This is a genomic window from Paeniglutamicibacter sp. Y32M11 (assembly GCF_019285735.1).
GTDB lineage: Bacteria > Actinomycetota > Actinomycetes > Actinomycetales > Micrococcaceae > Paeniglutamicibacter.
The window spans coordinates 799,486-817,618 of record NZ_CP079107.1 but is presented as its reverse complement, the minus strand read 5'-3'; the positions used below and the strand labels follow the sequence as shown (position 1 = coordinate 817,618).

19 protein-coding genes are annotated in these 18,133 nt (G+C 59.3%); 9 read left to right on the top strand and 10 right to left on the bottom strand.

Annotated elements, in window-relative coordinates:
* Positions 1 to 88: 88 nt before the first annotated feature.
* Positions 89 to 1,201, bottom strand: a complete 1,113-nt coding sequence (locus KUF55_RS03660) for a mannose-1-phosphate guanylyltransferase (RefSeq protein ID WP_132362045.1) — start codon at positions 1,199 to 1,201, stop codon at positions 89 to 91.
* 309 nt (positions 1,202 to 1,510) lie between these two features.
* Here KUF55_RS03660 and sdhC point away from each other — a divergent pair, with 309 nt between their 5' ends.
* Genes sdhC through KUF55_RS03640 form a run of 4 tightly spaced genes read left to right on the top strand, consistent with a single transcriptional unit; the run spans position 1,511 to position 4,919 of the window.
* Positions 1,511 to 1,846 carry a succinate dehydrogenase, cytochrome b556 subunit gene (gene sdhC / locus KUF55_RS03655; RefSeq protein WP_245325957.1) on the top strand — a complete coding sequence of 112 codons (336 nt, stop codon included), beginning with the start codon at positions 1,511 to 1,513 and terminating at the stop codon, positions 1,844 to 1,846.
* A 3-nt stretch (positions 1,847 to 1,849) separates the two neighbouring features.
* Positions 1,850 to 2,296: a succinate dehydrogenase hydrophobic membrane anchor subunit gene (locus KUF55_RS03650; protein ID WP_132362049.1), complete on the top strand. Its 447-nt coding sequence runs from the start codon at positions 1,850 to 1,852 to the stop codon at positions 2,294 to 2,296.
* Positions 2,297 to 2,349: 53 nt separating this feature from the next.
* The gene (gene sdhA, locus KUF55_RS03645; protein ID WP_168152206.1) at positions 2,350 to 4,137 is read left to right on the top strand and encodes a succinate dehydrogenase flavoprotein subunit; all 1,788 of its coding nucleotides are present in this window, start codon (positions 2,350 to 2,352) and stop codon (positions 4,135 to 4,137) included.
* The gene (locus KUF55_RS03640; protein ID WP_168152205.1) at positions 4,137 to 4,919 is read left to right on the top strand and encodes a succinate dehydrogenase iron-sulfur subunit; all 783 of its coding nucleotides are present in this window, start codon (positions 4,137 to 4,139) and stop codon (positions 4,917 to 4,919) included. The genes sdhA and KUF55_RS03640 overlap by 1 nt, the downstream gene beginning before the upstream one ends.
* 225 nt (positions 4,920 to 5,144) lie before the next feature.
* Here the strand turns inward: KUF55_RS03640 and KUF55_RS03635 are convergent, their stop codons facing one another.
* The 6 genes from KUF55_RS03635 to KUF55_RS03610 all read right to left on the bottom strand — a co-directional run bounded on the left by KUF55_RS03635 (position 5,145) and on the right by KUF55_RS03610 (position 10,310).
* Positions 5,145 to 6,302 (bottom strand): YihY/virulence factor BrkB family protein, encoded by a 1,158-nt coding sequence (locus tag KUF55_RS03635; RefSeq protein ID WP_218818025.1) that lies wholly within the window; start codon positions 6,300 to 6,302, stop codon positions 5,145 to 5,147.
* Positions 6,283 to 6,840 carry a 2'-5' RNA ligase family protein gene (locus KUF55_RS03630; RefSeq protein ID WP_168152203.1) on the bottom strand — a complete coding sequence of 186 codons (558 nt, stop codon included), beginning with the start codon at positions 6,838 to 6,840 and terminating at the stop codon, positions 6,283 to 6,285. Before KUF55_RS03630 ends, KUF55_RS03635 begins: the two co-directional genes overlap by 20 nt.
* A 2-nt stretch (positions 6,841 to 6,842) precedes the next feature.
* Positions 6,843 to 7,880: a tryptophan--tRNA ligase gene (gene trpS / locus KUF55_RS03625; protein WP_168152202.1), complete on the bottom strand. Its 1,038-nt coding sequence runs from the start codon at positions 7,878 to 7,880 to the stop codon at positions 6,843 to 6,845.
* A gap of 16 nt (positions 7,881 to 7,896) precedes the next feature.
* Positions 7,897 to 8,736, bottom strand: coding sequence for an exodeoxyribonuclease III (locus tag KUF55_RS03620; RefSeq protein WP_132362061.1), 840 nt, complete (start codon positions 8,734 to 8,736; stop codon positions 7,897 to 7,899).
* Between the two features lie 81 nt (positions 8,737 to 8,817).
* Entirely contained in the window at positions 8,818 to 9,339 is a 522-nt protein-coding gene (locus KUF55_RS03615) for a hypothetical protein (protein ID WP_218818024.1), read from the bottom strand.
* A 146-nt stretch (positions 9,340 to 9,485) separates the two neighbouring features.
* Positions 9,486 to 10,310, bottom strand: a complete 825-nt coding sequence (locus KUF55_RS03610) for a GAP family protein (protein ID WP_218818023.1) — start codon at positions 10,308 to 10,310, stop codon at positions 9,486 to 9,488.
* A 282-nt stretch (positions 10,311 to 10,592) separates the two neighbouring features.
* Here KUF55_RS03610 and KUF55_RS03605 point away from each other — a divergent pair, with 282 nt between their 5' ends.
* Together KUF55_RS03605 and KUF55_RS03600 are read left to right on the top strand one after the other, a co-directional pair.
* Positions 10,593 to 11,888, top strand: a complete 1,296-nt coding sequence (locus KUF55_RS03605) for a sensor histidine kinase (protein ID WP_218818022.1) — start codon at positions 10,593 to 10,595, stop codon at positions 11,886 to 11,888.
* Positions 11,885 to 12,592 carry a response regulator transcription factor gene (locus KUF55_RS03600; RefSeq protein WP_255557283.1) on the top strand — a complete coding sequence of 236 codons (708 nt, stop codon included), beginning with the start codon at positions 11,885 to 11,887 and terminating at the stop codon, positions 12,590 to 12,592. Before KUF55_RS03605 ends, KUF55_RS03600 begins: the two co-directional genes overlap by 4 nt.
* Positions 12,593 to 12,637: 45 nt before the next feature.
* Here the strand turns inward: KUF55_RS03600 and KUF55_RS03595 are convergent, their stop codons facing one another.
* Positions 12,638 to 12,994: a VOC family protein gene (locus KUF55_RS03595; RefSeq protein ID WP_168152197.1), complete on the bottom strand. Its 357-nt coding sequence runs from the start codon at positions 12,992 to 12,994 to the stop codon at positions 12,638 to 12,640.
* Positions 12,995 to 13,206: 212 nt separating this feature from the next.
* Entirely contained in the window at positions 13,207 to 14,118 is a 912-nt protein-coding gene (locus tag KUF55_RS03590) for a LysR substrate-binding domain-containing protein (protein ID WP_255557282.1), read from the bottom strand.
* 115 nt (positions 14,119 to 14,233) lie between these two features.
* On the opposite strand from KUF55_RS03590, the gene KUF55_RS03585 reads away from it, so the two are divergent.
* The 3 genes from KUF55_RS03585 to KUF55_RS03575 all read left to right on the top strand — a co-directional run bounded on the left by KUF55_RS03585 (position 14,234) and on the right by KUF55_RS03575 (position 17,172).
* Entirely contained in the window at positions 14,234 to 15,526 is a 1,293-nt protein-coding gene (locus KUF55_RS03585) for a cytochrome P450 (RefSeq protein ID WP_218818021.1), read from the top strand.
* A 69-nt stretch (positions 15,527 to 15,595) separates the two neighbouring features.
* Positions 15,596 to 15,919, top strand: a complete 324-nt coding sequence (locus KUF55_RS03580) for a 2Fe-2S iron-sulfur cluster-binding protein (RefSeq protein ID WP_218818020.1) — start codon at positions 15,596 to 15,598, stop codon at positions 15,917 to 15,919.
* A gap of 5 nt (positions 15,920 to 15,924) precedes the next feature.
* The gene (locus tag KUF55_RS03575) at positions 15,925 to 17,172 is read left to right on the top strand and encodes an NAD(P)/FAD-dependent oxidoreductase (RefSeq protein ID WP_218818019.1); all 1,248 of its coding nucleotides are present in this window, start codon (positions 15,925 to 15,927) and stop codon (positions 17,170 to 17,172) included.
* Between the two features lie 11 nt (positions 17,173 to 17,183).
* Here the strand turns inward: KUF55_RS03575 and KUF55_RS03570 are convergent, their stop codons facing one another.
* The gene (locus KUF55_RS03570) at positions 17,184 to 18,101 is read right to left on the bottom strand and encodes a LysR family transcriptional regulator (protein ID WP_218818018.1); all 918 of its coding nucleotides are present in this window, start codon (positions 18,099 to 18,101) and stop codon (positions 17,184 to 17,186) included.
* Positions 18,102 to 18,133: the final 32 nt, after the last annotated feature.

Below are 18,133 nucleotides of genomic sequence, written 5' to 3'. Positions count from 1 at the left end.
TCGCCGCCCCAGAAATTTCAAGGGACGATCCTTCACTGAAATAGGTACGGGGCCGCGGAGAGACCCGCAATTTGCCGGCTGCCTCAAGCTATAGGACGTCGACGGCGCCGTCTTCCTTGAGTTTCTCCACCGTGCTTTTAACCGACTGAGCGTGTTCCTTGGTGGTCACCAAGAGCGCATCCGGAGTATCAACCACCACCACGTCATGGATACCAATAAGGGCTATCACGCGCTTGGAGTCGGTAACGACCACACCGGTGGCGTTATCCGAGTAAACACGTGCATTGGCGCCGACCACCGTCACACCGGTCTTCTCACTCGCCGGGTTCAGGCGGCCAATGGCCGCAAAGTCTCCGACGTCGTCCCAGTTGAAGACCCCGGGAATCACCGCGACATCCCCTGCTGCTGCTGCGGGTTCGGCCACGGCATAGTCGATCGCGGTTTTGGGCAAGGTGGGCCAGATCCGGTCGATGGTCTCAACCCGGTCACCAGATTCCCAGGCCGCAGCTATTTCCATCACACCCGCGTAGAGCAATGGCTCGCTGGCTTCCAGGTGCTTGAGCATCAGGGATACCGGCGCAACAAACATGCCTGCATTCCAGAGGTATCCTCCGTCGGCCAAATAGCGGCGCGCTGTGTCCTCATCAGGCTTTTCCACGAATTCGACCACATCGCGTGCGGTCGGGGCCCCGGAAACGTTCAGGCGTTCCCCGGCTCGGATGTATCCGAAGCCAGTGGACGGAAGTGTTGGGCGGATGCCGATGGTGACGATCTTTCCCGTTGCAGCCGTGTGGATGGCCTCACGTACGGCATCTTGGAAGACGGCAACCGGGACGATGACCTGGTCGGCGGCAAATGATCCCATGATCGTCTCGGGGTCACGCAGGTAGAGAATCGCTGCGGCCAGACCAATGGCTGCAGCTGAGTCCTTGGGATCCGGTTCTAAGACCAGATTCAGTTCGCTGATCTCGGGCAGTTGCGCCAGCACGGCGGTACGGTGGGCCCGTCCGGTAACCACCATGATGTTGTCACCCGCCAACGGAATCAACCGCTCGTAGGTGGCGCGAATCAGTGTCGATCCTGAGCCGGTCAGGTCGTGAAGGAATTTGGGGGCCGCGGCACGCGAGAGCGGCCACAGTCGAGTACCGACACCTCCAGCGGGGATAACCCCGTGGAATCGTGCTAAGAGTTCAGCGTTCATCCGACTAAGGCTAGTGGATGAAACCGAACAATGCCCGATTGCCCCATTGAAAATAGGGTACTTAAACCTTTTGTATTTCGCTGATTTCATGGATATTTAGGCAATTAATGCCCTCATCTCGTGACCCTACTCACAGGCTTGCCGCAATGAATGGGCATGCCTACCTATGGTGGTCTAAGATCGGGCAAGGAACGCTCGCACTACGGCGTCAATTTTTGTGTGGAAGATACACATGCGCCCTTGTGAGTCATGGAGGTTAATTCAGTGTCGAAGACTTCGTCAGGCACCCTCTACCGCGGCCATGAAGGCATGTGGTCTTGGGTAGGACACCGCGTAACGGGTGTCGTAATATTCTTATTCCTTTTGGTGCACGTGTTGGATACGTCATTGGTCCGGGTTTCCCCGGGCGCTTATGACGCCATCATGGGTACCTACAAGAACCCGCTGATGGCACTGGGCGAAACCGCTCTGGTCGCCGCCATCGTCTTCCACGCGTTCAATGGCTTGCGCCTGATCCTGGTTGACTTCTGGAAGTCGGGAACAAAGTACCACCGCCAGATGCTTTGGGGCGTTTTGGCCCTGTGGGTCATCACCATGTTGGCATTCTCGATCCGCCACCTGTCACTCGCCTTTGGAGGTCACTAAGCCATGTCGGCAGATATTGCTGCTCCGCGCAGCCAACGAATCGATCCGAAGTACAACCGCGCACGCACCTCGCGCGGCAGCTTCGAAATGGTTGCATGGCTCTTCATGCGTCTCTCCGGTGTCGCTCTGGTCATTCTGATCTTCGGGCACCTCTTCTCCAACCTCATGCTCGGCGACGGCATTAACGCCATCGACTTTGGCTTTGTAGCTGGCAAGTGGGCCGATCCGGTATGGCAGTTCTGGGACCTGGCGATGCTTTGGCTCGCTATGCTCCACGGCACCAATGGTGTTCGCACCATCATCAATGATTACGCCGAGAAGCCTGCCACTCGCACGTGGCTCAAGGGCATCCTCTACGTTGCCACCATCGTCATTGTGGTCCTGGGCACCCTGGTGATCTTCACCTTCGATCCGTGCATCCCCGGTAGCACCCTTCCGGTCTGCCAGTAATCTTCGGCACCCGTTCGCCGAAGTAACGAATTCAAGAAAAGAGAGCATCAGGTATGCAGGTACACAAGTACGACGTCGTGATCGTCGGAGCAGGCGGCGCAGGCATGCGCGCAGCCATCGAATCCGGCCAGCGCGCACGTACGGCCGTTCTCACCAAGCTTTACCCAACTCGTTCGCACACCGGTGCAGCGCAGGGTGGCATGTGTGCGGCTTTGGCCAACGTAGAAGAAGACAACTGGGAATGGCACACCTTTGACACTGTCAAGGGTGGCGACTACCTCGTTGACCAGGACGCGGCCGAAGTCATGGCGAAGGAAGCCATTGACGCGGTACTCGACCTGGAAAAAATGGGCCTTCCGTTCAACCGAACCCCCGAAGGCAAGATTGACCAGCGCCGCTTCGGTGGCCACACCCGCGACCACGGCAAAGCCGCCGTGCGCCGCGCCTGCTACGCAGCAGACCGCACCGGCCACATGATTCTGCAGACGCTGTACCAAAACTGCGTCAAGCACAACGTTGAGTTCTACAACGAGTACTACGTTCTGGACATGCTCACCGTCGAGGAAGACGCCTTCCGCGAAGACGGCACCGCCTACAAGCAGAAGCGCGTTGCTGGCGTTGTTTCCTACGACCTGGCCACCGGCGAACTTCACGTTTTCCAGGCCAAGTCCGTCATCTTTGCTACCGGCGGCGCCGGCAAGGTCTTCAAGACCACTTCCAATGCGCACACCCTCACCGGTGATGGCATGGGTATCGCCTTCCGTAAGGGCATCCCTCTGGAAGACATGGAATTCGTGCAGTTCCACCCGACCGGTCTTGCCGGCTTGGGTATCCTGCTCTCCGAAGCTGCACGTGGCGAAGGCGCAATTCTTCGTAACTCCGAAGGTGAGCGCTTCATGGAGCGCTACGCACCGACCATCAAGGACCTCGCACCGCGTGACATCGTCGCCCGGTCGATGGCCAATGAGGTCCGCGAAGGTCGCGGTTGCGGCCCGAACAAGGACTACGTCCTGCTCGACCTGACCCACCTGGAGCCGGCTCACATCGATGCCAAGCTCCCGGACATCACCGAGTTCGCACGCACCTACCTGGGCGTCGAGCCCTACACGGAGCCGGTGCCGGTCTTCCCGACCGCCCACTACGTCATGGGTGGCGTTCCCACGAACATCGATGCCGAGGTCCTCCAGGACAACGACACCGTCATCCCGGGTCTCTTCGCCGCTGGCGAGGTTGCCTGCGTTTCTGTCCACGGTTCAAACCGTCTGGGCACCAACTCGCTGCTGGACATCAACGTGTTCGGTAAGCGTGCAGGTATCTCGGCCGCCAAGTATGCACTGGGCGCCGAGTTCGTAGAACTTCCGGAAGATCCGGAAGCCTTCACGGCCAACCAGATCGAAGCCATGCTTTCCTCCACGGGTACCGAGCGCGTTGCAGTATTGCGTAAGGAACTGCAGGAAATCATGGATGCCAATGTTCAGGTGTTCCGCGACAAGGACTCGATGGACCGTGCACTGGTGGTCATTGAGGAACTGCGCGAGCGTTACAAGAACGTTTCCGTCCAGGACAAGGGCAAACGCTTCAACTTGGATCTGCTCGAAGCCATTGAACTTGGCTTCCTGCTGGACATGGCCGAGGTCATGACCGCGGCCGCCATGTACCGCAAGGAATCCCGCGGCGGACACTACCGCGAAGATTTCCCGAACCGCGACGACGAGAACTTCATGAAGCACTCGATGTCATACAAGGACGATTCGGCATCCACCGAGGGCATTTCCGGTATCCGCATGGAAACCAAGCCCGTTATCTTCACCCGTTACCAGCCGATGGAGCGTAAGTACTAATGAGCACGGAACTTCCGGAACCAGCATCGAAGATTGAGCTGAAGCCAGGCGTTGGCGGCGGCGGAGAAATCCCGCAGTTCAACATCACCTTGCGCGTTCGCCGGTACCTGCCGGAGACCACCGCAGACGCGTACTGGGAAGACTTTGAGCTGACCATGTACGGCACCGACCGTGTGCTCGATGCCTTGCACAAGGTCAAGTGGGACCACGACGGCTCGCTGTCATTCCGCCGCTCTTGCGCCCACGGCGTTTGCGGCTCCGATGCCATGCGCATCAACGGTCGCAACCGTCTGGCCTGCAAGACCCTGCTCAAGGACCTGGATCACTCCAAGCCGATCACCGTTGAAGCCATCAAGGGCCTGCCCCTTGAAAAGGACCTCATCGTTGACATGGAGCCGTTCTTCCAGTCCTACCGCGAGATCATGCCGTTCTTGATCAACAAGAGCCACGAGCCTTCGGCGGAGCGCTACCAGTCGGCAGAGGACCACGCCAAGTTCGAGGACACCACCAAGTGCATCCTCTGCGCCGCGTGCACCTCTTCCTGCCCGGTCTTCTGGACCGATGGTCAGTACTTCGGCCCGGCAGCAATCGTCAACGCTCACCGCTTCATCTTCGACTCGCGCGACGATGCAGGGGATATGCGTTTGGAGATCCTCAATGACAAGGAAGGTGTGTGGCGCTGCCGCACGACCTTCAACTGCACCGAAGCATGCCCGCGTGGCATCCAGGTGACCCAGGCAATTGCCGAGGTCAAGCAGGCCATCTTGGCTCGCTCCATCTAGTTTCTATCTAGACCCTAGTGTGGTCCGGATTCCCTTGGGGGAAACCGGACCACACTGCTTTAACCAGTATTCCCGCCCCTTTCGTGGGGACTTGGTCGGGGAACCGGGTGAGGAAGTGGAAAAGACCTCGCTGCATCGCGGTGCTGCAGAAATGATCTTGTCTTTAGGGCGCCAGTGGCCACCTCAGGGCACGACTGAACCGGCCGCGCCGATCGATGGGCGCGCCTAGTTGCGCTTGGCTCGCAGTCGCTGAACGTCTGCCGACCGCACAGCCACGATCGAGGCTGAAAGCAAGTATGTCTGGCCCAGCAGGTTGAACCAGACAAAGAGTCCTAGGATCACCGCGAAGGGCGCCAGGACCACGTTATTGGTCAGTGAGGCCAGGAGCGTGGCCGAGAGGAAGCGCAGTACCGTGGCCCCGGCCCCTGCCAGAAGCACACCGGCCACCAGTCCCCCATCAATGATCTTGGCCCGCGAGGCGACCCGCAACAGGACCCAGGCGGTGGCGCAGTCCAAGGCAAACATTGCCACGATAAAACCAACCCGACTCAACGCGCTGGTCCACCAGCCACCGAGATTCAACAAGTGTCCCAGTGAATCGATCATTGAGGATGAGACGACGGCCAACGCACTGGATGTCACCAGGGCCACAGCCAAGAGCAGCAATAACAACGCATCACGCAGCTTGGAGATGACGGGGTTAGAGCGGTCGCGGTGCAATCCGAAAATGGTGCGAATGCCCTCGCGCAACCCCGCCAGCCAGCCCAGCGAAGTAAAGATTAAGGCTCCCACCGAAATCATCAGGGTCAGCCCAAAGCCGCCAAGCCCCAGAAGATCTTCGGGCCTAGCTAAACCACCGTGCCCGGTGTTGATGAGTCCCGGTGTACTCGCGGCGACCATGTTGATGATGCCATCGCGCAGCACCGGGTTGTCCGCGGCAAAGATGCCCAAGAGAGAAAAGCCCGCGACCAACATCGCGGCAATGGAGAAGAACATGCGGTAAGCGCCGCCGGCCGCCAACAGCGGACCGCGGCGTCTGACATACAAGTTCCACACGCGCATTGGGTACAGCGCATAGCTTTTGGCCGTAAGCAGGATGAAGAAGGCCTTGATTCGCTGCCATGAAGATCCCGAGGCGCGGGCCATATAAAGTTCTTGGGCCTTAACTCGAATAAAGGAGTCAAGGGCTCGAGGGTCCAGTGGAGATGGCGGGGCCACCACGGGCGCGCCAATAAATCGTCGAGCCACCAAGCCCGGTGCCCGCGTGCCCAGCTCGGCAGCAACGGGGTCAATAGTAGTGGTGTTGGAGTCCTCGAGTGCGAGTCCGTCCGACGCTACGTCCCAGTCGGGCTCGGTGGCCTGCTTAGTTCGCCGGCCCGCCAAGGCCCAGCTCCTCGCGCAGTGCCCATGCACCACTGGCATCAAGGCCAAAGAGGCCAATGGAATCAACGGTGAAGCTCAAGGATTCGTCGCTCAATTCTTCTTGTGCCAGATCCATTGCCGCTTCGTCGACCTCGTGGGCGATCGTCAGATGTGGGTGGTATCCATAGCTGACCTCGTGCTCAATGGGGCCGGCAACCAGCGCCGCGTGCAGCCCTTCACATACCTCCGCGCCTTCCTTGACGTTCAAGTACACCACCGGATTGATGGGCCTAAAAGTCCCGGTGCCGTGCAGGTGCACGGTAAATCTCGAGGCCTCGGCAGCTACCCGATGTACGTGCTTAACCGCAGCAGCCCAGTCGGTGGTGTAGCCGGAGACCAGGGTGATATGCGGGGCGATGAGGGCAGATTTTTCCCCACCGTAGCGCTGGCGCCAGCTCCGCAGTGAGTCCTCAAGCGGGGCAGGGATCTCGATGACGACCCCCAGCGCCGTCGCTGATGCGGCGTCGCTGGGAGTCTGTTGCCCTGCCTCGGTGCCCATGGTTAGCGGATCCCGCCCAAGGGAGCCATGAAGCCAACACGCTCATAAACATCGGCCAAGGTCTTTGAAGCGACCTCTCGAGCCTTTTGGGCACCGGCAGCCAGGATCGAGTCCAGTTCGGCCGGGTCTTCTAGCAGTTCCAAGGTGCGAGTACGGACCGGAGTCAGTGCCTCCACGACGGCATCCGCGACGGCCACCTTGAGGTGTCCGTACATTTTGCCTTCAAATTCGTTAACCAGCGTCGGGATTGGAGTCCCGGAAACGGCAGAGAGGATTTCGAGCAGGTTCGTCACCCCGGGCTTGTTGGCCCGATCGTGGGCCACCACGGTGTCGGCGTCGGTGACGGCCGACTTGATGCGCTTAGCGACGATCTTGGGGTCATCGAGGATGTTGATCAGACCGTTGGGGCTCGAAGCAGACTTGGACATCTTGGAGGTGGGGTTTTGCAGGTCGTAGATCCGGGCACCCTCCTTCTGGATGAAGGCCTCGGGCACCACAAACGTCTCACCGAATCGATGGTTGAAGCGGTTGGCCAAATCGCGGGCCAGTTCAACATGCTGGCGCTGGTCATCGCCCACCGGAACGCCCTGGGGCTGGTAGAGCAGGATATCGGCAGCCATGAGGACCGGGTAGGTGAACAGACCAACGCTGGAGACATCCGCTCCGCCCTTTGAGCTTTTGTCCTTGAACTGCGTCATGCGGCTGGCCTCACCAAAGCCGGTCAAGCAGTTTAATACCCAGGCCAGCTGCGCGTGTTCGGGAACCTGCGACTGGACGAAGAGCGTTGACTTTTCTAGGTTGATGCCACCGGCGATGTATTGCGCCGCCGTGACGCGAGTGCGCTTGCGAAGTTCAACCGGATCCTGCGGGACCGTGATGGCGTGCATATCGGGGATGAAGAAAAACGCCTCAAAGTTATCCTGGGCCTTGACCCAGTTGACCAGAGCGCCGAGGTAGTTGCCCAGGTGCAGGGAATCTGCCGAGGGCTGCATTCCGGAAAGAACGCGGGGACGTGCGGAGGTGGCGAGGGAATCGCTCATGATGGAGAAAAGTCCTTTAGAACTGGTAGTCGACGACTAGCGGTGCGTGGTCGGAGAAGCGCACGTCGTAGCTTGATGCGCGGTCAACGACGGATTTAGTCGCGAGAGCAGCGAGTTCCGGGGTAGCCATGTGGTAATCGATGCGCCATCCGGTGTCGTTAACGAAGGCCTGGCCCCGCCACGACCACCAGGTAAACGGACCGTCAACTTCGCCGGCCAGCTCACGGGCAACGTCCTTGTATCCAATTTCATCACCGAAGAAGCGGTCGAAGTAGGCACGTTCCTCGGGCAAGAAACCCGAGCGCTTAACGTTGCCCTTCCAGTTCTTGATGTCTAGGGTCTTATGACCGACGTTCAAGTCACCAACCACCAGCACGTAGTCCTTTTCGGACTTCAACGCTGGCAGGTGCTCGATCATACGGTCAAGGAAGCGGAACTTGTCCACCTGTTTGGGGGTATCTACCTCGCCGGAGTGCACGTAGGCGCTCACGACGGTCAAGATCTTGCCATCGGCTAGCGCGAAGTCGGCTTCAACCCAACGACCAGTGGTTTCGAAGTACTCGTCCCCAATATGGCTTCGAGTGGCCACTGGTTCCACGCGGGAAAGCACCGCAACACCGGCGCGGCCCTTGTCGCTGGCCTCGGCATGAAGAATGTGCCAGCCGTCGCCGATGAGCTCGCGCAGGATCGCATCCGGTGCCCGGACTTCCTGGAGGCAAAGAACGTCAACATCACGTGCCGCAATCCAGTCGGCCATGCCGCGCTTGTAGGCCGCACGGACCCCGTTGACGTTAACCGAGGCGATTCGTAGCGAACCGTCGGACTTGGCCAGGATCTCTTCTGAGGTAGGTATCACGCCATCAACCTTACAGATAGTTGTCTAAGGCTTCACGGCTACGTTGCCGGGGTGTCGCCAGAGTGACGAAACGGTGCCGAACTAGTCGATAACTTCGCCAGTCATTGGCTCGCTGCGGCCCGATGGCTTCATCATGTCGCGGGCGTTGGAGGCCGTGATCTCAATGGTCTCCAGGGCGCGGGCCACCATGCCTGCTGCCTCGGCACCTTCTTGCACGCGGTACTCATTCACAACCTTGGTCTGCACCTGAATGATCTTGAACGAGTGGTCGAGTTTCAGATCGCGGTTGCGTGTTGCCTCGTCAACCGTGACGGGGCTGGTGGCACCACCCTGTCCGCGGGATGCGGCTGCAGCGGTGGCGGCCTTGAGCTGGGTCGTCATTTTTGCTGCGCCACGCTTTAGACCAAAGACCAAGAAGGCAGAAAGCAAGAGCCAGCCCAGGGAAATCACCACGACGAGCCAACCAATAACGTCGTTTTGGTTCGCGGCGAAGACCACAGCAACCAAGAAGATCGTGACCATGACGGCCAGCGAAAGCGTCGATGCGTTGAGAGTGATTTTTTTGCCCTGCGCGGGGGCCGAGCTACTACCAAGGGGTTCCATGAATCCATTCTCTCAAATGCTCGCGGGCTGGACCGAATTCGCGTAAGAATTGCGATTGTTAGCTTAATTGCCGCGCGGCCCACCGTGAGAATAATGAGCAGCGAACAGCCGGCGAAAGGGACGTTCGTTCCATTCACCGCCGGTCACTATTTGAACGGGTTCCACGCCGCCGCCGGAAACAGAAATCCCAGAGATGAGCGTGCCATCAGGAAGCCCACGATTCCCACAACCCAAAGCAACGTCTCGCCCGAGGCGCGAGTAAGCCACGACGACAGCCTGTCCAATGGTCCTTGTAGGCGCTCACCGGCGGCGGCCCGTACACCAATGGCAAGGAACCCAGGAATGAGCATCACCAGGCAGTAGGCGGTCAATAGCCCGGCTTGGGCTGCTAAGCCGTACGAGCTCTGAGCCAGGAGGCCCATGGCGCCGAGGTACGGCAGCATGGTGGGCAGTTCCAAGAGACCTGCGGTGATTCCCAGTCCAACGATTCCCCACGTACTACCGAGTGCCGTATCGATTCGCCGCGCCCATCGCCCTTCAGCTTTCGGAAACTCCGTGGCGGCACTGCCGTGAGGCTCGCTTGCCAGCGTGGAACCTGATGATGCGACCCGCCCGCTCGTGGGCGCCATGATGCCCTGCGCCCCCTGATCCTGCTTCCGAGGGTTTTTACAGATCGCCCAGATGAGCATGACTCCCCCGAGCACCAGCATCATCCAACGGATCACCGGCGACTGCGCCAAGGACCCGGTGATGACGTCTTCTAAGAAATGTACGCCACGCAGCAGTGCCAGCCCGATGGCGAGATAGAAGGCACCTATGACACATAAATAAAGCACGGCGGCACGTAGATCGCCGCGCTTCCTGGCGCGCAGGACCAGCCAGAGAGGGATCACCAGAGTTCCAATGCTGGTGGCATCGATCAGGGCGAGCACGCTTAGGGAAGCAAACAATCCAACGGTTCCTAGCATCATGACTCAAGCATCCACCGCGATGCGACAAGACAGCGTCCTGCGTTCGACTCATCTGGTGTCATACCTTCGTAGGATGGACCGTTCAATTCTGGGCAGCCGCGATCAAGGAAACGTGAGATATCTGGGCCTCACGATGGCTGGATCCACGGCTGATATGCGGTACTTGCTGGGCCTGCGGACAGCATCACCGAGCCACCATAAGACTCCACTCTGTGGCAACCCATGAACAACAGGGCCAGAATAGTCCTTGGTAAATACGCGCTGACGTACGACGATGAAGGGGTGCCAGCCGATACATACACCCCAGCGAAGGGCCGGCCACGGCTTTTCCACTTGATGCGTTACGAGGATCTCGGACCGGCGTTGGTCTACGTTGGCATTACGTGGTTGCTCCATGCACTGTCGATGAGCAACGACGCCCTGTGGGGATTCAGTATCTTTGGCGGATGGTGGCCAGTAGTACTCGGCGTTGGTTGCCTCGCCATCATCCTTCGGAGATGGCATGCGCCAACGTGCGCTGCCGTCATGGCTTTCACTGGCATTGTGTTGTTGCTGATCGGAAGCACCGGTGGATTCTTCCTAATTTTTGAGTGCATTTTCACGCTCGTTTTACTGGGTGGTCAAAGAACGTCAAAGCTCACCGAACATGGAGCATTGGTGCTGACGCTGTTGCTGGCCGTGGGGATGTACTTTGTCACCGGGTCAGCGGGTATCAGTGTGACTCTTGGCTTGGCCGCAACCCTCACTCTGGTCATGCCCGCTCAGTGGGCAGCAAATGTTCGCCATGCACGTGAGCTCGCATCCAGCGAGGCCAAAACCGCTGCGGCAGTCACCGAGGCAGCGGCAGCACGTGCGGCGGCCCAAGATGCCGAACACGAGCGGTTGATGACTCTGGAACGAAGCGTTATGGCCCGCGAAGTTCATGATGTTTTGTCGGCCAGGCTCTCCGCCATCGCTCTGCAAAGTGGCGCGGCATTAAATGCTCCGCAGAATACGGCGCTCAACGATCGAGCCATGGAACAGATCCGCGCGCAGAGCGTGCAGGGAATCGAAGAACTCAGGACGATGATTCGTTTACTCCATGACGGAGTTCCGCTGGAGCCGGCCGGAACCCTTGCAGATGTGCCAGCACTTATCCAGACCTACAGCGGCACCGGCCTCAACATCACCTATAACAATCACCTTGCACCACGCGATGTGATTGCCCATGCACTAGTCCAGGCAACGCTGTATCTGAGCATCAACGAGGTCCTCATCAACTTTTCAAAACATGCACCCGACGGGGAACTGACCATGGAGTTGGCTCGCCTCGATGACTCCGTGCACTTCACGGCGAGCAACACGGTAAAGGACACCCACGATGGTTCTCGGACAATGCAGGGCACGGGCACCGGCCTGCGAAGCATGCGCGCACGCGCCACCGAAATGGGGGGATTCTTTGACTCCGCAACGGAAAACAACAGGTTCACTCTTTGCGTGCAACTGCCGATACAGGGCGGATTATCCACGGATGCGTCCGATTCAGCGGCCGAAAACAACAAGGGCCTCCCCCTCGCACGTCGAAAGGCCCCACAGTGACCGATGAGACAGTCGAGCAACGCACTCATGCCCCGGGGGTGCGGGAGCAAACCATCAGAGTCCTGCTGGTGGATGACCATGAAGCCATCCGTTTAGGCATGCGTATGGTGGTGGAATCGGCGGCTGGGTTCGAAGTGGCTGGCGAAGCGAACAACGGAGTGAAAGCGGTTGCCATGGCAACGGCGGTGCGCCCCGACATCATCCTGATGGATCTGCGGATGCCCATCATGGATGGGATTGAGGCCACAAGGCTTATTTCGGCCCAAGCAATCTCAAAGGTCTTGGTATTAACGACCTTCGATCACGACGACTACCTATTCGGCGCTTTGTCAGCGGGAGCTAATGGGTTCCTGCTGAAGAGTGCAGCCCCACGCGATATTATCGCGGCCATGCATGCAGTGCTCGAGGGAGACCAAGTACTGGCGCCGGAAGTCACTGCCACCATTGTCAGGGCCGCACTTGACGCAAAAACCTCGGCTCCACAGAGCACTCCAGATTACGATCCACGCGAACTACTGACCGGCCGTGAGTTGGATGTCCTCAAGGAACTTCGAACGGGTTTCACCAATCATGCAATCGGACGGAGCTTGGGAATCAGTGAGACCACGGTGAAGACCCACGTGTCACGAGTCATGAGCAAGCTCGGTGTTTCTTCTCGGGTGCAGGCTGCGCTGATCGCACACGTCACGTTCGAAAACGACTGAGGCAAATTTGCATCACAGATTCGTGCCGAACCGTGTTTTGGCCGGTTACCAGCTCACCAGACAAAATGGGTGTTTCTGTGGATCGAGGAACACCCGAAAGCTCTTGGAGCCCGAAGCCATGGATGTCGCACCCATGGACAGGACCTGAGACTCGGCAATATCAAGGTCTTTAACTCGAACGTCAATGTGCGCTTGTTGAGGATGCACATGCCCTGGCCATTCCGGAGCTACATAGGGATCCACCCGCTGAAAGGCGATTGCTGGTCGATCCGGGGCGTCGCCAATGCCCACCCAGTCGTCCTCGTTTTCAACACGAACCATGCCCAGCAGCTCTTCATAAAACGCTGCCAAGGAATCCGGATTTTCGCAGTCAATCACCAACGCTTGCCATGAACCAACCATGTCCGCACGCCCTTCAGTTGCCTACATTATGGGAGATTTCTTGCCCCATTAGTATGCACCGGTTGTTACCAAGCAGCCAGAGCTACCTTCGAAAAACTGGTCTCGCGGTGGCGTTCATTCTCGTGCGTGATCCTTCGACGGGCGCCGTTATCGAAGGTGGTCTACTCCGTCGAACTGGAACTGAGCCGTTTGTATTCGCCAGCTATCTACCCTTAGCGATTCGGAGACGGTCGATGTAGCTCCAAGGCAAGATCAAGCATGGCTTCGGCACTTTTTGAGAGCTTGACGCTCGCCTGCCAAATCATGGAAATCGGCACATTGCGGGTGGCCGGATGGATCGGACGGACAGCAAGTGGCAGGCCCTCGTAGGAGAAGTCGGACGCTGGACGCTGGACTAAGATGGCGTATCCCATGCCGCGAGCAACCATCGAACGGGTCACTTCAAAGTCGGTAGTACGGTATCGAATCACGGGTGTCAGACCAGCTGCCGAGAACATCATCTCGGTGTTCTCTCGGCTCGGATTCACATCCAGCAGGATCATCGGCTCGCCAACAAGCTCGGCGAGCGCAATCCGTTCTTGGGCTGCTAGTCGATGGTCAGCTGGCAGCACGACGCTCGGCACCGCTTCGCGTAAACGTGTGCGGTTCAACCCCTGTGGAACAGTAAATTCATAGGCAATGGCCAGATCCAGCTCCCCGGACATCAATTTCTCGTGGATCTCTTGCTGCGTTCCGGCAAAGAAGTCGAGTTCCACCTCCGGATGGCGGCTGCCATACTCGGCCATGAGCTCGGTCAGGATGGTGGGCGCCAAGGACGAGTAGCACCCGATGGAAATCTTGCCGCGTAAGGTGTTCCCGGCTTCGCCGGCCATCACTTCTAGGTCCGTTGCTGCATGTAACAATCCCCGTGCCTGAGCAAGTACATACTGACCCGAGGGTGTCAGGAGAACCCCATGGGCTTTGCGACGAATCGTCAGTTGTGAATTGAAGGCACGTTCGAGTTCATTCAGTGCTCCGGTGATGGCCGAGGGTGAGAGCAACATGGCTGCCGCGGCGCCGGCGATGGAACCGTGCTCACCCACGGCAATAAAACACTCCAATTGCCGCAACGTATAGCGCGCCACAACACCTCACTAAAACCGTGGATACTTCACTGAAACTCGTACTTTACCCGATGTTATGGGACAGCTCACACTAGAGGTCAAGAAGCCGACCATATCTCGCAGGAGTCCGATCACCATGAGTACACCCAATGCCCCGACCGGCGTTTGCCCCTTCTCCGGTGCCACTGGCCCAGCGGAAACGGATCCACCAGCTGAACCGGTAGCGGTCCCGCCTACTTCCACGTCACCCGGTACCTTTGCCGAAGCACCCGTGGCCGATTGGGTGACCATCCCTGACCTTTACAACGATCCTTTCCCCCTCTACCAGCGAATGCGTGCCGAATCGCCCGTGCACTGGGTTCCTGCGGTGAATAGGTACATGGTGACCTCCTACGCTGCCTGCCACGAGATCGAGCAGGATGAAGCACGGTTCTCTGCCGATGAAAACAATTCGCTGATGAAACGTGCCATGGGTCATTCGATGCTGCGCAAGGACAATCCAAAACATCAGGTGGATCGCGACTCCTACGGTTCGACGCTGCGCCCTGGCACCATCAAAAAGCACTGGAACCAGATCTTCGCGTCCAACCACGCCAAATCCTTGGACGCCCTGATCGCCAAGGGACCAGGAGCCGACTTCGTCTGGGACTACGCGGCTCCATACACGGCGGAGAACCTGCGACTGATTTGCGGTTTCCACAACGCAACGCAAGAGGACCTGCAGCGCTGGAGCCAGAGCATGATCGATGGAACGGGAAACTACGCCGATGACCCCGAGGTCTGGGCCAAGTCCGCCGCCGCATCGGCAGAGGTCGACGCGGCCATCGACGAGATGCTCCCCTACCTAGCTGCTAACCCTGACCATTCATTGCTCTCGGGCCTCGCTTCCTTACCTATCCCCCTAGAGGCGATCCGAGCCAACCTGAAGATGACCATCGGCGGTGGGCTGAACGAGCCACGCGACGTGCTGGCCACCACCGTCTGGGCACTACTGAATCACCCCGAGCAACTGGCCGCCGTCAAGAGCGACCCCAAGCTGCATGCTGTGGCCTTCGAAGAGTCGGTGCGCTGGGTAGCACCCATCGGCATGTACCCCCGCGAAACCACCGCGGATGTGGTGCTCGAGGGAGTGCATCTTCCCAAGGGCTCCCGGCTAGGCGTGGTGTTGGGTGCGGCGAACCGGGATCCCAGGATCTTCGAGGATCCGGAATCGTTCAACATTTTCCGTCCCAAGAAGCCACATCTTGGTTTTGGCGGCGGAGTGCACTTCTGCGCCGGCACGTGGATCGCCCGGGCACAGGTCGCCCAGATCGCCATGCCAGCGCTCTTTGAGCGAATCCCCGACCTTCGCCTCGACCCCTCCAGCCAAAGCATCGACGCCGGTTGGGTCTTCCGCGGTCTGACCAAAATGCCCGTGACCTGGGGATAGTCCGTCCCTCCACGCCCAGCCATTCTTCCCACTCGAATTTCTCCCCCTACTTCAGGAGCGTTGTTCCTCATGCCCACCATCACCTTTGCCCAGTCCAGCGGTGCAACCACCGAAATCACCGTCGCCGAAGGTACCTCCCTCATGCGCGCAGCAGTCACCAACTCCGTGGACGGAATTGTCGGCGAATGCGGCGGCCAGGCCATGTGCGCCACCTGTCATGTCTACGTTCGCCCGGAGTTCACCGATCAGCTACTCGAGCTCAGCGACGACGAGGACGAGATGCTCGATTGCACCACCGCCGAGCGCACCGATTCATCTCGCCTGGGCTGCCAGATCAAGATGTCCCCAGCTTTGATGAATATCGTTGTAGATGTCCCCGCGGATCAGGTGTAATCACCATGGACGCCAAACGCGCTGAGCACACGGTCATCATTGGTGCCGGGCAGGCCGGAATCCAGGTAGCCGATTCCCTGCGAGCCGAGGGCTACCCCGGAGCCGTCACCGTTCTTAATGACGAATCTGCCGATCCCTACCAGCGACCTCCACTGTCCAAGGACTACTTGAGCACTGCCGCCGAGGGTACCGCGCTGCCGCTGCGCGGACCCGACTTCTTTGAATCCAAGAACATCACTTTGCACTCCGGCCGCGCCGTCGCGGTGGACACAGATGCACGCAAGGTGAGCCTTGATGGCGGCACCGTACTGGACTACACCCATCTAGTCTTTGCCACCGGGGCGGCGAACCGGCCACTGTCCTGCCCGGGCGCCACCCTCGAAGGTGTCCATGCTCTGCGTACACTGCGTGATGCGCAGAACCTGCAGCGCGCACTCGCAACGGCTCAAAGGGTTGTTGTCATCGGGGCCGGCTTTATTGGCCTAGAGTTTGCCGCCGCCGCCCACGCCCGCGGGCTCGAGGTAACGGTGCTGGAATTTGCTTCCCGCCCCATGGGCAGGGCCCTCTCGGCGACGGCCTCCCAGTGGTTCGCCGAGCGGCACCGTACCGATGGAATCGATCTGCGTTTGAACGAGGGGGTAACCTCCATTGAACGTGATGAGGCGGGGCTGGTGGTCATCTCCACCACCGGCCGTCGGTATCCGGCGGATCTTGTCCTCTATGGCGTGGGAGTTCTTCCACGCACCGAGGTGCCGCAGGCGGCCGGGGTGGCCACGGACAACGGGGTCTTGGTGGACGCAGCGCTTCGTACTTCGGTTCCAGGAGTGTTGGCCGTTGGTGACTGCGCCTCGTTCCCCAATGTGCACACCGGTACAAGGACCCGGCTTGAATCGGTGCAGAACGCCACCGATCAGGGACGCCATGCGGCCCGCAGCATCATGGGTGAGAACAGCAGTTACGCTCAACTCCCGTGGTTCTGGAGCACCCAAGGGGCACTACGGCTGCAAATCGCCGGGATTTCGGAGCCGACGGATGAACCGGTGATCCTAGGCGATCCCAGCAGTGGCAAATTCTCCATCGCGCTGCTGCGCAACGGAGCGTTGGCGGCCGTGGAGTCGGTGAACTCGCCCGCCGATCACATCGCTGCCCGCAAGCTCGTGGGACAGAACATTTCCGTGGATCCAGCCACCTTGACCCACCCCTCATTTAGCCTTAAGGCTCTGGCCAAGACACTGATTCCGGTCCCCTCGTGAGTCGCGGGTATTTAGTTGCGGCTCCAGGCAGCATCCATCGCCAATTTTCCGTGTTCCAGCAACGCCGCTGCCCGCGGCCCGAGCGTGGAGGTCCGCGGCCAGATCGCCACCACCGAGGTGGGACTGTTCGGTGGCGTGAGTTGCCTAATGGCCACGGGAAGTCCGTCCAGGGTGTGCGGTGGATTGTTGGGCCGAGCATAGAGCAGCCCGTAGCCCAACCCACGACCAATCATGGCGTTGACCAGCACCACCTGTGGCAGCGAATAGGCAATAGTGGGATTCAGCTCGGCCTCGGCAAAAAGTCTGCGGGTGTTTTCGGTACTGGGTTCGGATTCATAGTTCACCAATGGTTCGCTCTCCAGTTCGGCCAGCGTAATGGAGGCTTGGGCAGCAAGCGGGTGCTCGGGGTGCAACACCACCTCGAGCTTCGTCTGATAGAGCGTGTGTTTGGTGAAACCACTGGGCAGCAAAAGATCGTAGACCAGGGCGAAGTCCAGTTCCCCACTATCAAGGGCCGGAAGCAGATCATCGTGGGTGCCAACACTCACGCTGACATCAATCCCCGGCTGGACGGCGCGAAAGCCTTCGAGAATCGAGGGCACCACGTGGCTGGCGAAGGACGCGAAGCAGCCCATCGACACCGGACCTCGCAACGAACCATCTGAGCGGGGAAAGGAATCTCCCAGCTCGTCGGCGTCGGCCACGATGCGTGCCGCCTTGGCAGCGAAGTACTGTCCCGCCGGGGTCATCCGTACTCCGTGCGCTTTGCGGCGCACACATAGCTGTTCTCCGGCGATCCTTTCGACGGAGGTGATCGCTTGGGACAGTGCGGATTCGGAGATGTTTAGTTCCGCGGCCGCTGACCCAAGGGTTGAATGCCGTGGGAGTTCGGCCAGCAGTTCAAGCTGGCGCAGGGAGAATCGTGCCATTCTTCAGTCCAATCAAAAATGTTGTACACCTA

Coding starts and splice junctions, on each gene's coding strand:
- KUF55_RS03660 (WP_132362045.1), bottom strand. CDS start 1,201: ATGAACGCTGAACTCTTAGCACGATTCCACGGGGTTATCCCCGCTGGA.
- sdhC (WP_245325957.1), top strand. CDS start 1,511: ATGTGGTCTTGGGTAGGACACCGCGTAACGGGTGTCGTAATATTCTTA.
- KUF55_RS03650 (WP_132362049.1), top strand. CDS start 1,850: ATGTCGGCAGATATTGCTGCTCCGCGCAGCCAACGAATCGATCCGAAG.
- sdhA (WP_168152206.1), top strand. CDS start 2,350: ATGCAGGTACACAAGTACGACGTCGTGATCGTCGGAGCAGGCGGCGCA.
- KUF55_RS03640 (WP_168152205.1), top strand. CDS start 4,137: ATGAGCACGGAACTTCCGGAACCAGCATCGAAGATTGAGCTGAAGCCA.
- KUF55_RS03630 (WP_168152203.1), bottom strand. CDS start 6,840: ATGGGCACCGAGGCAGGGCAACAGACTCCCAGCGACGCCGCATCAGCG.
- trpS (WP_168152202.1), bottom strand. CDS start 7,880: ATGAGCGATTCCCTCGCCACCTCCGCACGTCCCCGCGTTCTTTCCGGA.
- KUF55_RS03615 (WP_218818024.1), bottom strand. CDS start 9,339: ATGGAACCCCTTGGTAGTAGCTCGGCCCCCGCGCAGGGCAAAAAAATC.
- KUF55_RS03610 (WP_218818023.1), bottom strand. CDS start 10,310: ATGATGCTAGGAACCGTTGGATTGTTTGCTTCCCTAAGCGTGCTCGCC.
- KUF55_RS03595 (WP_168152197.1), bottom strand. CDS start 12,994: ATGGTTGGTTCATGGCAAGCGTTGGTGATTGACTGCGAAAATCCGGAT.
- KUF55_RS03585 (WP_218818021.1), top strand. CDS start 14,234: ATGAGTACACCCAATGCCCCGACCGGCGTTTGCCCCTTCTCCGGTGCC.
- KUF55_RS03580 (WP_218818020.1), top strand. CDS start 15,596: ATGCCCACCATCACCTTTGCCCAGTCCAGCGGTGCAACCACCGAAATC.
- KUF55_RS03575 (WP_218818019.1), top strand. CDS start 15,925: ATGGACGCCAAACGCGCTGAGCACACGGTCATCATTGGTGCCGGGCAG.
- KUF55_RS03570 (WP_218818018.1), bottom strand. CDS start 18,101: ATGGCACGATTCTCCCTGCGCCAGCTTGAACTGCTGGCCGAACTCCCA.